The organism is Nostoc sp. (assembly GCF_036917535.1).
GTDB lineage: Bacteria > Cyanobacteriota > Cyanobacteriia > Cyanobacteriales > Nostocaceae > Nostoc.
Map to the genome: position 1 here is coordinate 29401 of NZ_JBALDA010000043.1, position 13888 is coordinate 43288.

The 13888-nt window shown below is 40.2% G+C and carries 12 protein-coding genes and 1 pseudogene; 3 read left to right on the plus strand and 10 right to left on the minus strand.

Features of this window, described 5'->3' with window-relative positions; translation table 11 throughout:
* Positions 1-13 precede the first annotated feature (13 nt).
* From V7K56_RS14435 to V7K56_RS14455, 4 genes and pseudogenes are all read right to left on the minus strand, one after another.
* The gene (locus V7K56_RS14435) at positions 14-937 is read right to left on the minus strand and encodes an iron-siderophore ABC transporter substrate-binding protein (protein ID WP_334911532.1); all 924 of its coding nucleotides are present in this window, start codon (positions 935-937) and stop codon (positions 14-16) included.
* A gap of 105 nt (positions 938-1042) precedes the next feature.
* Entirely contained in the window at positions 1043-1390 is a 348-nt protein-coding gene (locus tag V7K56_RS14440; RefSeq protein ID WP_334911534.1) for a 2OG-Fe(II) oxygenase family protein, read from the minus strand.
* A gap of 56 nt (positions 1391-1446) precedes the next feature.
* On the minus strand, positions 1447-2109 hold the full coding sequence (locus V7K56_RS14445) for a TonB-dependent siderophore receptor (protein WP_334911536.1): 663 nt from the start codon (positions 2107-2109) through the stop codon (positions 1447-1449).
* A pseudogene (locus V7K56_RS14455) lies at positions 2081-2733 on the minus strand (AMIN domain-containing protein). Before V7K56_RS14455 ends, V7K56_RS14445 begins: the two are co-directional and overlap by 29 nt.
* 644 nt (positions 2734-3377) lie before the next feature.
* Here V7K56_RS14455 and V7K56_RS14460 point away from each other — a divergent pair.
* From V7K56_RS14460 to V7K56_RS14470, 3 genes are all read left to right on the plus strand, one after another.
* Positions 3378-4169, plus strand: a complete 792-nt coding sequence (locus V7K56_RS14460) for an ABC transporter ATP-binding protein (protein WP_334911540.1) — start codon at positions 3378-3380, stop codon at positions 4167-4169.
* Between the two features lie 430 nt (positions 4170-4599).
* On the plus strand, positions 4600-5634 hold the full coding sequence (locus tag V7K56_RS14465) for an iron-siderophore ABC transporter substrate-binding protein (RefSeq protein ID WP_334911542.1): 1035 nt from the start codon (positions 4600-4602) through the stop codon (positions 5632-5634).
* Positions 5635-5692: 58 nt separating this feature from the next.
* On the plus strand, positions 5693-6913 hold the full coding sequence (locus V7K56_RS14470; RefSeq protein ID WP_334911544.1) for an acyl-CoA dehydrogenase family protein: 1221 nt from the start codon (positions 5693-5695) through the stop codon (positions 6911-6913).
* Between the two features lie 152 nt (positions 6914-7065).
* Here V7K56_RS14470 and nifE read toward each other — a convergent pair whose 3' ends face one another.
* The 6 genes from nifE to V7K56_RS14500 form a co-directional block, all read right to left on the minus strand.
* Positions 7066-8448 (minus strand): nitrogenase iron-molybdenum cofactor biosynthesis protein NifE, encoded by a 1383-nt coding sequence (gene nifE / locus V7K56_RS14475; RefSeq protein WP_334911546.1) that lies wholly within the window; start codon positions 8446-8448, stop codon positions 7066-7068.
* A gap of 673 nt (positions 8449-9121) precedes the next feature.
* Positions 9122-9946: an ABC transporter permease gene (locus tag V7K56_RS14480; RefSeq protein ID WP_334911548.1), complete on the minus strand. Its 825-nt coding sequence runs from the start codon at positions 9944-9946 to the stop codon at positions 9122-9124.
* Between the two features lie 5 nt (positions 9947-9951).
* Positions 9952-10734, minus strand: a complete 783-nt coding sequence (locus V7K56_RS14485; RefSeq protein ID WP_334911550.1) for an ABC transporter ATP-binding protein — start codon at positions 10732-10734, stop codon at positions 9952-9954.
* 4 nt (positions 10735-10738) lie between these two features.
* Positions 10739-11698 (minus strand): ABC transporter substrate-binding protein, encoded by a 960-nt coding sequence (locus V7K56_RS14490; protein WP_334911552.1) that lies wholly within the window; start codon positions 11696-11698, stop codon positions 10739-10741.
* A gap of 700 nt (positions 11699-12398) precedes the next feature.
* Positions 12399-12776, minus strand: a complete 378-nt coding sequence (locus tag V7K56_RS14495) for a hypothetical protein (RefSeq protein WP_334911554.1) — start codon at positions 12774-12776, stop codon at positions 12399-12401.
* Positions 12777-12797: 21 nt separating this feature from the next.
* A complete protein-coding gene (locus V7K56_RS14500; protein WP_334911556.1) occupies positions 12798-13205 on the minus strand; it encodes a hypothetical protein in 408 nt (135 codons plus the stop codon).
* Positions 13206-13888: the final 683 nt, after the last annotated feature.

A 13888-nucleotide genomic window follows, 5' to 3' on the forward strand; every position in this document is an offset into this window, starting at 1 on the left:
ATAATACTCAACCTCACTTTCTTTTTACAAAATACTTCTCTAAATCATCAAGTATTCTAAGCGCAGACATTGGTTCAGCACCAATCCAATAAGAACCGACCTCATAAACTTTGTGCTGCTGTACGACCTTTAACTTTGACCATAATAGCTGCTGCCTTAGTTCATGCAATGGTATACTAGTTTGCGGAGATTTAAAAGCACCATTACGAAGCAGAAACATTACATCCGCATCAACTTTGCTTAGGAGTTCCCACGAGAGATCGTCGAAAAGTGGGCTTGACATTAGAGGATTGGTCTTTTTATTCAAAGTCAGAGAAAAAGGACGACTCAATCCTACTTCTTCTAAAACAACTCCACACAAAACTTCTTGTTTATATTGGGTTATTGTTTGTGGAGTTACCCTAATAACTGAAACTTGAGTTTTTAATAGTTCACTACCCATAGAACTTCTCAATTGCTGTAAGTGACTATAGTAGTCAGCCATAATTCTAGAAGCTATCTCAGTTTTACCGAGCACGTTGGCGACTTGAGAGAAAGCTTTTTTCCAGTCGCGAGGTCTTTGATAGTCAATTAGCACTGTAGGTGCAATGTGCGACAACTGGGGATAAGCTTCTTGCAAACTAGAGATTTTTATTCCTAAAATTAGATCGGGTTTGAGGGTGAGAATTTTCTCTATATTGAGAGGATACCAATTCCCTAATTCTTTGATATTTTGCAACTGAAGCTGTGGGAACTGTAACTCAGAAAGCAAATTAGCAGCGATCGCCTTTGGAGCTGCGATCGGTGTGACTCCTAAAGCTAAAACATCTATTAAGAGGATCGGAAACAGCACTACTACTCGCTGGGGATGGACAGGAAGTGTTTGGTTGTGTTGAAGAGTCAGAGGATGAACAAGAACGTTACAACCACAAAATACAAATAGAAATAGTACTGCCAAAAGGAACACTCGCACTCTTCGATTGATAATTCTTAGCAAAGAAAGTCTATTAGAGTTAGAAGTATTAAGTGAAGTGTTCATATCTGTGCAATACACAAGCAGGTTTTAGGGAGTTGCCCAAAAGACAGTCTTCATCGTTAGTCGGTGATGCGTTGCTAACGGTGAAACTGGAGTTACCATATGCCACGAGTTATCAGACCGCACAATAGCTACCGAGTTGTTAATTACAGGACAAATCTCACGCACAACCGATTCAGGTTGATTGTTAGACAAAACGCAAAAACGGCCTCCCCAGTCCTCTAACCATTCTTTATGAAAGTAAAAAAGATGACTCAGATGTGTATATTGCCCATCAGTATGAGTCAGCCAAAATTTTGAGTGTTTTGAATGTTGCCTACGGAATATTACGGTCATACCGTGGTTTTCTAAGTTCAACCCGGAAAGTTTTTCCATAATTTCTTGATAAGCAGGTGTCCATAGTTCTCGAATAAACTCCTGCCAAATCTGACTTAGATCTTGAATATCAGAAGTGATTTTACCTGTTTCGGCATGGCTGTTAATTCAGCATCACCATTAGGTTTCTCTACGTTTTGATATTCCCCATCCACTGTCAAGCTAGTATTCTTGTCAATTTGCCAAGAGACTGCTGGAGCAACAAAATAACGCTGCTGATTGACAAAATCTACAAAGCTGTTAGAACTCAAATATGAAGCATTCAGACGATAAGACAAAGTTCGCTCTGCATTCAACGGACTAGAAAAATCAATCGCAGGTTGATAAAAATCATAACTACCAATCTGCATCTGAGCAAAGTAGTAAGGTTCAAACAGAGGTTGTTTAGTGACTCGGTTGACAATACCACCAGGAGAAAGCTGTCCGTACAATACCGAAGCTGGCCCTCTAATTACCTCGATTCTTTCTGTATTAGAGGGATCGACAGCATAACCCGAATTTGGATCTCGTAATCCGTTGCGAAGATTAGTGGTATTCACAAAACCACGGAATCTAAAACCATCAAAGAGTCGAGATGAAAACGCGGGAGAGCTAGGCCCAACACCAATTGTTTGAAGTACACTTTGGATGTTACGCGCTCCCAAATCTTCGATTACTTGTCGAGGGAAAACCTGAACTGAGCGAGGAATTTCAATCAGTGGTATATCTGTTTTTGTCATGCTGTGGTGGCGTTGTTGATTGCTCTCCAGTGGTTGCAGTGCGAGTCACTCCAAATACCAAACCTTCATCACTATTAAACAATTCCACTGTTGGCGCGCCCGTTTCACCTGTTACCGTCAACCTGATACTGTTAGCATCAACATTGGTAACAGTTACCTCAGTTACCCCTACTGCTGGCTTTGTTGACGAAAACTCTCTCCACTAGCCAGGCGCAACTGAGCGTTAGGTATGTCTGCAATATAGGAGTTACCCTCAGTTTTTGGAGTTATTTGTACGCGATCACTTTTAACATCCGTTTGTAAAATCACCTCTAACCCTTTATCAGTGCTATTAAGCCTCACTCCCGTCACTGATATAACTTCTGTTTGCTCAGTGATTGTTTGTGACTGTACTAACTTTTGGGCATCAGTAAATCGATGCTCTATCTGGTTGAGACTTTGAATCTCTGTAATCGGTGCAACTGACTTTCTGATTGTTGCTTGAGATGATAGTTGCTGCTTGGTAGCTGATATTTCTGCTGCTAGAATAGGAACAACACGCACAGGCTTAATTACAGACACCACCACTGAAGTAGTTAGCAGTAGACTCTGCCAAAAAAAATAGTTTAATCTTTGGGACTTCATTGAACTTTCCTCACACACTCGCTTACCATACGCTCTTAGTTAAGGTATAAAGGATAAGTAGAAAACCTATTACCCTTTATCCAAAACCTATGACAATCTCACCCCAAAATTCTGCTCCTGGAATTGGGTTTATTGCATCAGTCACGTTATTTAACTTAGTCTGAATATTACCAACAAAGTTGAGTAAAATCCTCAATATATTTCTGATATAAATCTCAAAAATACTATTCTAAATTTGCTGCTCTGACGAGAACAACTCCTCATTGAGCTACTAAAATCAAGTTTTGAAGCCGCTTTTAATTAAAATCGTTTAGGGAAGTGCAGTTAAGTCGATCCCAATCTTTTGTCAGGGTATCTTTACCAAATGCAGCACTTGTTAGCCAATATTGTTGGTAATGGCATGACAATATGATTTAAAATATTTAAATATTTACATTGAAGGGCGATGTCTACGACAAGCTCTTACGGTCTACGCGGTTTTAGAGGAAAAGCCTTAATATATAATGACTCAAAAGTTCAACCCTATAGCGATCATAACAAGACACTGCCGTGTTAGGCGATCGCTTTTTTGCACTGCATCCAAATGAAATCATATCGTAGACAAAGTATACACTTATGTCCTGAGCTTGCGCTCCCAAAGCCCTATGGAAAATACAGCCCTTAAAACCCAACATTTGAGCCTAGCTTACGATGGTAAACCGATCATATCCGATCTTAACCTGTTAATTTCCACAGGACAAATTACTGCTCTAGTTGGTCCCAATGGCTGCGGGAAATCTACTCTACTGCGAGGTTTAGCCAGACTACTCAAGCCCCAGATTGGTACTGTATATCTCAATAGTGCTGATATCTTTCGACAGTCAACGACCAAAGTTGCACAACAACTCGGTATTCTTCCTCAAGGGCCAGTTGCACCAGAAGGAATGACTGTGCGAGATTTGGTAGCACAAGGTCGTTATCCATATCAAAAAAGTTGGCTGCAATCTTGGACAGCTGAAGATGAACGTCAAGTCAGCAAAGCATTAACAACTACAGACCTCAACGAATTAGCCCATAGAGCTGTAGATACCCTTTCTGGTGGACAGAAGCAACGTGCTTGGATAGCCATGACTTTAGCGCAAGATACGCAAATACTACTATTAGATGAGCCGACAACTTTCTTAGATTTAGCTCATCAAGTGGAAGTACTGGACTTGCTGTGGGATTTAAATCAACTTGAGGGACGAACGATTGTCATGGTGTTGCATGACCTGAATCAGGCGTGTCGTTATGCTCATCAGCTAGTAGCTTTACGTGATGGTGCTGTTATGGCTCATGGAACTCCAGCAGATGTGATGACAGAAGAAATGGTGCAGGAGGTGTTTGGATTAGCTTGTCGAATTGTACCAGACCCAGTAACAGGGACACCTTTGTGTTTACCTTTAGGAAAGAAATGATCACACGGGGTCACGTCGCTTCTCTACGAGACGCTGCGCGTAGCTTGCTTCCCCAAAGGGGTACGCTCCGAATTCAAAATTCAAAATGACGCTCGCGGACTCGCTAACGCTGCGTTAACAAAATTCAAAATTAATCATCCCCATAAATAAATTTAGGGGCTTGAATTAGCGGACGTAGTATTTCTCGCGCTGTGCTTCTTGACAATACATTTTTTTGCTTCTCCATAAATAAAATTTAGGGGCTTGTATCCTTTTCGTTTTCGGTCAGAGGTAAAGCATACAACAATATATTGATGGGTGCAGGAGTTGAAAAAACAAACATTTTTTTACAGACGTTTTGTCCTTGGCAAGTTTTTGCAACACAGCCTTTTGCACAGTCAATACGCGATCGCTCTAACATCACCTGTATATTTTTCACTTTGTCAATAGTATGCGTAAGTTCTGCTTGATTGTGCTGCTCACGCTCTTGGTGATTTCTGCTTGCAGTTCCTTTGGTCATCAGTTACCAAACCGCGATCTAGCCGTCGTTCCTTCAACTCAAACATCACCTGTACCCGTTCACATAGTCAAACACACAATGGGTCAAACTCTAGTTCCCGTTCATCCTCAACGAGTCGTTGTCATAGATCCGTGGCTAGTAGAAATACCTCTAGCTCTGGGAGCCAATCTAGTTGGTGCTCCAGATCCAACTAAAACTCTCCAAGGGCTAGGGTTAGAGGATAAGCACCCAGGCGTTGAAAACATTGGTGCGGTTCTGACACCACCGAATATGGAGAAGGTTATAACTCTCAAGCCGGACTTGATCTTAGGTACGACGCGGAACCGGAATACTTACAGTTTATGGTCTCACATTGCACCCACCGTTCTCCTGAAAGTGCAAAGCAATGGAGACTGGAAACAACCGTTTATACCAGCAGCAAAAGCTTTGGGGAAAACCGAAACAGCAAAACGTTTAATGGATAACTATAACGCACGCTTAACCGAATTCAAACAAAAGATAGGATCTCGACTCAAAAAAACTTTAGTTTCCGTTGTGCGCCTGATCCCAGAGACGATTAACCCGTTAACTAAGGGTGCATTCTCTGGAGTAATTTTAGAGGATGCTGGTTTAATCCGTCCTCCTTCGCAAAATCTGGATGCTAAAGCAACTCAAAAAAAAGCGGGCAACCCTGTTGGCTACAATATCTCTCCAGAAGTCCTCACCCAGATAGATGGTGATATTTTATTTATAGTGCGCTACGGTTTCAAAGACCCTGCACAGTCAAAGATAGCTGTCAATCAACTCATGGCAGAACCTCTGTGGTCAAAGCTTAATGTTGTTAGGCAGGGTAAAGTTTATCTAGTTGATGATTATTATTGGCTTACAGGTAGCTACATATCAGCTAATCGAGTGATTGATGATTTATTTACCTATATCTTGCAGTCATTTCAGAAGGTAGAAGGAACCCACTACTTACAAAAATGACAATAAATTAACTGGTGCAAGATTAGCTACTAAAAACAAGTCTATGAAACTCTATTAGATGATATTCAATCTAACTTTCAACAAGCAAACTTTGATTGAGCGCATTAGCCAACTTGCAGGCGATAAGTTCGCCTCTCGCGCCGCTAGTTATGACCACAATGCTAGCTTCCCAAAAGAAGATTTTGCAGACCTTTTTCAAGCAAGTTTGAATGCGCCTGTTGTGCCAATTGAATACGGTGGTCTAGGGTTAGGACACGATCACGATATCTTTACCCTATGGATGATGACTAAGGAACTGGCAAAAGTGGATTTATCCCTAGCCCGTTGCTGGGAAGGACATGCAAATGCCCAAGTTTTACTAACGGCTATGGCTAATGAGTCTCAGAAAAAGCGCTGGTTTGAGGGTATTGTCCAGTATGGCGAGATATGGGCGGCTTGGAGTGGAGAACCCCAGTCTCAGATTCCAGGTCAAAATGATAGCCTTGGCACAAGTGTGCAAGTTGTAGATGAGGGATACATCATTGATGGCACAAAGGTATTCGCCACCAGTGCCCCAGAAGCACAGTGGGCAATTCTCTTGCTCAACACAGAAACTCCTGGGGGAGCGCGTCATAGCAATGGCTCGCCAACATCAGTATTGTTACTAGCTTGCAACTTATCTGACCCCAGTATTAGCTTTGATGATAGTTGGTGGCAGCCAATAGGAATGAGAGGTACGGTGAGTTACTTGGTTCGCTTTGAACGTACTTTCATCCCTAAAGAAAACTTGATTGGCTATCCAGGACAGTATATCGTACAGGAGTGGCAAACGCGGTTTACACCTCAGTATGGCGCTGCTTTTCTAGGAGCTGCTGAAGGAGCCTATGACTATGCTTTAGCATACATCAATAAACAGGAAAAAGGACACGATCCCTACATACAACACCGAATTGCTAAGGCAGCAATTAATGTAGATACTATGCATCTCTGGCTGCGGCAGGTGGCTACTCTTTGGGAAACAGGCCAGGTTTTAGAGGCAAAACAAGCAGGCAATCGCACCCGTTACATAACCGAACAGCTGGCTACAGAAACGGTGAAGGACTGCATAAACGCTTGTGGAGCTCGCTCCTTGATTCAACCAAGTCCTCTGGAGCGAATATTGCGAGATTTGTCGTTTTATGTATTGCATGATAATTGCGATCGCGTTTTGTCTTCAATTGGTCAGGAGATTCTAGGGCAATCTTGCGATCGTGCTTATTTCAATACCCATCCAACTCGCCAAGAAAACCTTACTGAGTAGCCAAATTGTCATTATAAGCATAGGAGGCAATCACCTTCCCCTGTTCATCCCATTACCCTTCTCCCCTAACTTTCTTTAAAACTTCCACGAAATTGTGCCCTGCACCCCAAACGGCGCACCATAAGTCGAAGGGTTACTTTTGCCTTGTTTGGTCATGGTTGATTTTTTTCATCCCAAAAAGCAGGTTTACTGACTTGCTCCCATACAGGACTATACAAGGCTTCATACAATTCTCGTGCCAGTTCCAACAGCCCTATATAACCAGCGTAGGCATGATGGCGTTCATGGTTAACGTCCAAAAAAGGAATTTGGGCTTTGAGTGCTGTATATTTACTGCCAGTCCCACTAATCAAGACATCAGCTTTTGTTTCCTTCAGTACTTGTAGTAATGCTTGCGGGGTTGCTTCGCGCAAAACAATGCCATCTTGACCAAGATATTGTTTAATTTTGGCTTTCTCCTCTTCTGTAGTCTTAGCATTAGTAGTAGCAATCACTTCCATTCCCAAATCTTTAGCGGCTAAAATAATCGACCAAATTTTTACACCACCAGTACAAAGAATAATCCGCTTACCTTTCAACCGCGCACGGTAGGGAGCTAGGGCAATATTTAGAGCTGCGTTTTCTTGTGCAATTAACCGTTCTGTACGTTGTTGAAGATATTTATCCCCTAATGTTGCTGCAATATTTCGCAAGCAATGGTTTAAGTTTTCTACACCGAAGAAAGATTCTTCAATATAAGGAATTCCATAAAGTTCTTTCATTGTTTGCGCCATTGGCAGCACAACATTTGAGCAAATGACTACATTCAACTTGGCACGATGAGCATAGCAAATTTCTTGATAACGAGCATCACCTGTAATTTTGGAGAGAACGCGTATACCCAACCTCTCGAACAGTGGTAAAACATTCCACAAATCACCAGCAACATTGTACTCACCAACAATATTGATATCGAAAGGAGTAGTAAATTCTGGTTCTGCGGTTCCGATTACATATTTCAATAAAGTCTCATTACCAATGTGATTACCTAAATTTTTACTACCAAGAAATCCAGGCGAATTTACATATACAACTGGAATATCGATTTTCTGTGCAGCGAGTTTACAGACACTACCGATATCATCACCAATTAAAGCGGTAATACAAGTAGCATAGATAAAAATAGCCGCAGGTTTATAACGTTGAGCAACATCGAGAATAGCTTTGTACAGTTTCTTTTCACCACCAAAAATGACATTATTCTCGCCAAAGTCAGTAGTAAAAGCAGTTTGGTATAATTGAGAGCCTGATGAGAGACTACCATGAGTCGCCCAAGGATTATGAGTACAAGCAACAGCACCATGTATTAAATGAGCAACGTCAGTAATAGCTCCGACAGAAACCATCGCTCCATCTAAAGGACAATTTCCTTGGCTTGCACCTGGTTGTGGTGGTTTTGTGCAAGTTAGTTTTTTGTTGTCACCCAATTTTTTTGGATTGCGTTTGCAAGCTGTTTCGTTGAGTGGTTTGTTGATTCTTACTTGAGTATTTTTCATGGCTTTCCTCGTACTGAAGATTAATACAAAAGAGTCAGGATTTACGAGTAAGAAGGCGCAGTGTCGCTTGCCAAATTATTTGTTAGCTCTATAGCCTAAAATTGCGCTCTAAGTAAGCAATAGCCGAAATCTTTAATCCGAGTAGCACGTATGTATCTCAATCAGTACAGTTTTTGCTACTAACAGCACCAACGCAAAAATGACACTAATTTGACAAATGGTCATTTAATTTGTTAAGCCACACAAAAAATATTTTTCGAGGCTTTGTATTCTTAGAATAAAAACTATTTGAGTTTATTGACTTAAAAATCCTAACAAAAACTATAGTTGATAATAGTAAAACTAATAACAATTATGTGAACATATATTGCAATATTAAGCATATAGTTAATTATAAATAGACAATTCTGTATAGCTAAAAAGCCAGAACTTTTATAACAAGAAAAGACATTTAGTAATATAAACAGACAGACTATTCTAACTATATATAAAAAAACGAATGATTTAAGTTTTATATTTAATATAGATGTTTCATTTTAATAAATTAGCGATAACTACTCAACACAAAATAACAGAATAAATACAGTTATTGGTTTCTGAAACTCTCTAGTTAATGACTACTTGTAACCACAAATACTGTTTGTCAAGTTATTTTGCCCGGTTTGGTGATAGTTTAACTACATTTCATACCCCATTTTTGTACTGTTTTGATTTCAATTAATCGAAAAATATAATCGACAGCTAAACCCAAAATTGCAATCACCACTAATCCGGCAAATACGCGATCGGTTTGTAGGAAGTAGCGACTATTATTAATCTGCCATCCTAAACCGCTGGTAGCACCCCCTGAACCAAACACCAACTCAGATGCAATCACGGTGCGCCAACCAAAAGCCCAAGCAGTTCTCAAGCCTGTTAAGATATGAGGCAATGCAGCAGGGAGCATAATTTCTCGAATCAGTCTAAAACCATCTAGACCGAGGTTTTTCCCCACCATCATAATCGTTGGGTTGATGGTACTGAGTCCCATTTCTGTGTTCAGAGCAATAGGCCAAGTTGTAGCATGGGCAGTAACTACAATAATAGAAACAGAAGTGAACCCAAACCAAATAATTACTAGGGGTAAAATAGCGATCGCAGGTAAGGGATTCAGCATCGAACTGATCACAATTAGCAAATCTTGACCAAAACGAGAAACTTTGGCGAAAGCTGCTAAAGCCGTACCCAGAATCAAACCCAAGATCATACCAATAGATAATACGGACAAAGTATTGAGTGTTGCTTGCAGCAGTTTTTGACTCAATAAATCGTGCCACAGTACTTCTAAGACTGCTATTGGGCCAGGAATTAGTAAGGCGGGAACTTGGGCAACCCATACATACAATTGCCAAAAAATCAATAGAAGGCAAAAAATTGTTCCGCGCCTGAAAGTATTACTGGCTTTTAGTGAAGCATATATCTTCTCAAACTTATTCGGATTTGCTGTTGTTCGAGTCACAAATTTCATACTCGAAAAGCCTCACAATGGGAATCATTGCTCAGTAAACTTTCTAAATAGGCAGCAACTTCGACAAATTTATGAGTGTTGATGTCATTAATCTGTGCGGTATCAACAATTTCTTTGACAGTTCCAGGTACTGGTGTCATCACTAAAACTCGATGTCCCAGGTAAACAGCTTCTTGTATGGAATGGGTGATTAAAATAATTGTTAACCCTGTATTTTGCCAAATAGTATTGAGTTCGTATTGCAGTTGAGTCCGTGTCAGCGCATCCAAAGCGCCGAAAGGCTCATCCATCAAGAGAACTTGAGGTTTTACAGCCAAAGCACGAGCGATCGCTACTCGTTGTTTCATTCCTCCTGATAACTGATGAGGATATTTATTGACAGCTGCTGAGACTCCCACCAAGTCGAGATATCTTATAGCTTCAGCAATGGCAACTTTACCAGCAGCTTTGCCTGTAGTCTCAAGGGCATAAACAACATTTTGCATCACAGTCTGCCAAGGTAGAAGCTGTTCAAAATCTTGAAAGACAACAATCCGATCTGGACCAGGAACAGAAATGCATTTACCTGCCATCAGTAATTCTCCGCTACTGATAGACACAAAACCAGCGATCGCCTTTAACAGCGTACTCTTTCCACAACCCGATGGCCCAATAATTACAAATTTTTCTCCTGGTTTAACAGCAAAGCTAACATCTTCCACAGCCGGAAATTTATTCTTAGCTTCGCTGTAGCTAATATGTACATTTTTTGCTACTATTAACGATTCTAAATTAACCATTAATTTAATCTCCTTTAACACCTTTAAGCGGTGGTAAAATCAATTCATCAATTGATTTAGGCTGCTTGTTTAACATCCCGATTTCATGCATAAATGCTCCACATTTGAGGAAGGATCTTGGCTCAATTCCGTATGCCACTGCCTTATTTGTAAGCCACTTTTTATATTGATCCTGTGATATTTTTCCATTATCCATATGTGAGAGGATTTTGGCCGCTTCATCAGGTTTTTGATTTATAAGTTTAGTAGCATCTACAATTGCAGTATACAAAGCTTTACCAAATTCAGGATATTGATTGTAAAATTTTTCAGTTGTAAATAGACTTGCTATGCTAGTCTTACCAAAAATATCAGAGCTTTTAATAATTACCCTACCACCTCTTTCTACTTCTTGAAATTCAAAAGGTGGTGTTGTGAAATGTGCATCAATTTGACCAGTTAACAGAGACTGCAACCCTAGAGGGTGAGCAATCACTTGGAGGTTTTGATCGAGTGCTGTGGGATTTCCTAAGTCTTTTTGTGCCACCTTCCGCAGTACAATTGCCTGTACCCCATCTAAAGATGGTAAACCAATTTTCATTCCTGGCTTAAAATCTTTGATACTTTTGATATTGGGGTTTTTCGTGATTAGCCAAAACTCACTATAGTTAAGTGAAGTTAATATTTTCCAGCCCACGCCTTTATCCCAACCTACGAGAAACGCTCCAGGCCCACTTGCACCAACTTGTATTTGATTAGCGATAATTCCATCCCTAATAGCAGCACCATTCGATAATTCTTTCCACTCAAATTGTGTCTTAGGAAATTGTTTTTCTAAAATTTGCAGCTGCTTGACGATAAGTAGATTAGCGTAATTAATTCCAGGTTGATAAGCAATTGTTATTTTTTCTGGTGTTTGTGAAACAGTTTGATTACCAGAAGCACAAGCTACAAATACAAATGTTAATAGTGCTAATCCAATCAAGAAACTCCATGTTCTAAATCTCTTGAATATTATCATTTTTTCCTTTTATAAGAGATTTATGTTGTTTTCCAAGTTCAACGAAAGTATCACACAGCTAGCAACAAAAAACAAGGTCTTTATTGTGATTTCGGATATTTAATTTTGAGGCTAGAATACGCTATTCTTCCACAGCCACACTGACTTCAGCCTTTTTTGATTCGAGTCAGCCCCTTCTCTACGAGACGCTACACGAACGGGGAAGTCAAAAGTCAAAAGTCAAAAGTCAAAAATTTACCAAGCCCATAAATAAATTTAGAGGCTTGTACCTTTTTCTTTCTGGTCACATTATAAAAGCTGCCGCCGTTGCTTCTGAAACTGTTAGGTCGAGTACTGTACAATACAGTTTAATTTTGCAGAGTATTGTTTATGTCCGCAAAAACTTGAACTATATATATAATTGAACTTATTACAAAAATGAGAGTCAGGACTGCTATCGGCAGCTTTGACTCTCCACTATCTACAATGATTATTATTCCTCTTTATTGAGGATTTTATTTTTTGGGAATCCCTTTTCGCCTAGTCCCTTAAAAAGTGTTGGTAATGACAAGGCCTTCATTTCCAGCATTTACATGGGTACAGTGTCGAATGGTGTTAAACCCTAGACTTTTTATACAGCAAGCCTTATGAGCTTTTTTAGTACAAATCAAGAAGGAACTTCATCTTATTCCGGCCGATAGTAAAACTCCCGACACAGAAAATTGGGTTGGCTGCCATCCTTGAACTTGTGAAAGGCAGCAATAACCCACAAATCTTTGTTCATGTTCGCTGCCAACAAGGATTCCACTGAATCGCGATCGTATCGTGCACAGAAAGCCTTCTCATTGATATTATCTACAAACGGTGTCACCTCAGTCTCACCCCAATCTTTGAGGGACTGGGCACCATAAGCGTGCATAATAATTTGCTCATTATGCTTGGTTAGAGTAAATTTTTCGATCCATGTAGTCTTGGTGTTGGAGTTTATCCAGGTTCCTAAATAAGGCGTGAAATCAATCACGGTGTCCTTGGGTTGGTTTCCGTAAATTTCGTTTCGTTCCATCTTGAAATCTTCCTCTTCTGACTAGCGATGAAAAAACTCACGGGCAAAATGATCTGTTCGACCACTACCATCTACGTAGCGGGTATATGACTGAATGACCAAGATTCCCAATTTTTGGTTTGCCACCAGATGTGTCTCAACCCCGTCTAACTTGTAAAAAGCGTGGAATCCTGCTGCTACAAGTGAGGTTCCCCCAGCGTAAGGCACTGCTTCAACCTTACCCCAGTCAATTGGATTGGGTTGGTTGGCTCCATAACCCTGAAACGTAAGGCGACCGTCTTGCTCGGTCAGAACCACCCGCACCAAATAATTAGTATCCGATTTAGTATTGATCCAGTTACCGACTAAAGGTGAGAGTTCTATCGGCTCCTTGATACTAGGGCGTTGGTCAGCCTGCATATAGTATGCGTGTTGAGTTGTTTGTGTCACGAGCTAACTCTCTAATGAATAAATTACAGCATTTTAATAATAAATATAAACTAATTATTAGCGCACATCTAGTTAAAATAATAATTTATTAAGAAATAAAGTTCATCGTAACCGATCTAAATAGCGATTGGCAAAAAAATTTATTTTATAAGTACAATATTCTCTAATTTCGTAGCTTTATTTCATCAACATTCTCTCTGCACTAATCACTGCTCAAGAGCTACTTCAAAATTGTGGCAATCAGATTATTTAATTAATTATTCTTTCACTTTTTTATTGAGTAAAGATTTGATTAATGCATAGCTCTCCTTTTGGGGAAGGTATTGATGTGTGAAAAGCCTCTGATTCTAGGGAGTTAGAAGCCGACCCGTGTTTTGCGTATTTAACTAACTAGAGTTTAGACTAGTCAGTCTAAACTCCAGATTTTAATTCGAGCCTTGCAAGAGCAACAATACCAAAAGAGCAATTCGCGTATGAGCGCAAAAACGCTTGCAGACTCGCTCTAAGCGAACGCGAGTGCGTCTCTAAGAGTTACCATGCCGTTGTTGGCGTTTGCTGTCTTCGTCTCTGAAAGAGAAGAGAAGGCTTTACGCTGCGCTAACGCAATTAATAAATTTAGATAGTGTCTGGGTTTGGGCTTTGAATCTGTTGCCGAATTTTAGAGAATTGGTATAACTTTGACT

Coding starts and splice junctions, on each gene's coding strand:
- V7K56_RS14440 (WP_334911534.1), bottom strand. CDS start 1,390: ATGGAAAAACTTTCCGGGTTGAACTTAGAAAACCACGGTATGACCGTA.
- V7K56_RS14445 (WP_334911536.1), bottom strand. CDS start 2,109: ATGACAAAAACAGATATACCACTGATTGAAATTCCTCGCTCAGTTCAG.
- V7K56_RS14460 (WP_334911540.1), top strand. CDS start 3,378: ATGGAAAATACAGCCCTTAAAACCCAACATTTGAGCCTAGCTTACGAT.
- V7K56_RS14465 (WP_334911542.1), top strand. CDS start 4,600: ATGCGTAAGTTCTGCTTGATTGTGCTGCTCACGCTCTTGGTGATTTCT.
- V7K56_RS14470 (WP_334911544.1), top strand. CDS start 5,693: ATGATATTCAATCTAACTTTCAACAAGCAAACTTTGATTGAGCGCATT.
- nifE (WP_334911546.1), bottom strand. CDS start 8,448: ATGAAAAATACTCAAGTAAGAATCAACAAACCACTCAACGAAACAGCT.
- V7K56_RS14485 (WP_334911550.1), bottom strand. CDS start 10,734: ATGGTTAATTTAGAATCGTTAATAGTAGCAAAAAATGTACATATTAGC.
- V7K56_RS14495 (WP_334911554.1), bottom strand. CDS start 12,776: ATGGAACGAAACGAAATTTACGGAAACCAACCCAAGGACACCGTGATT.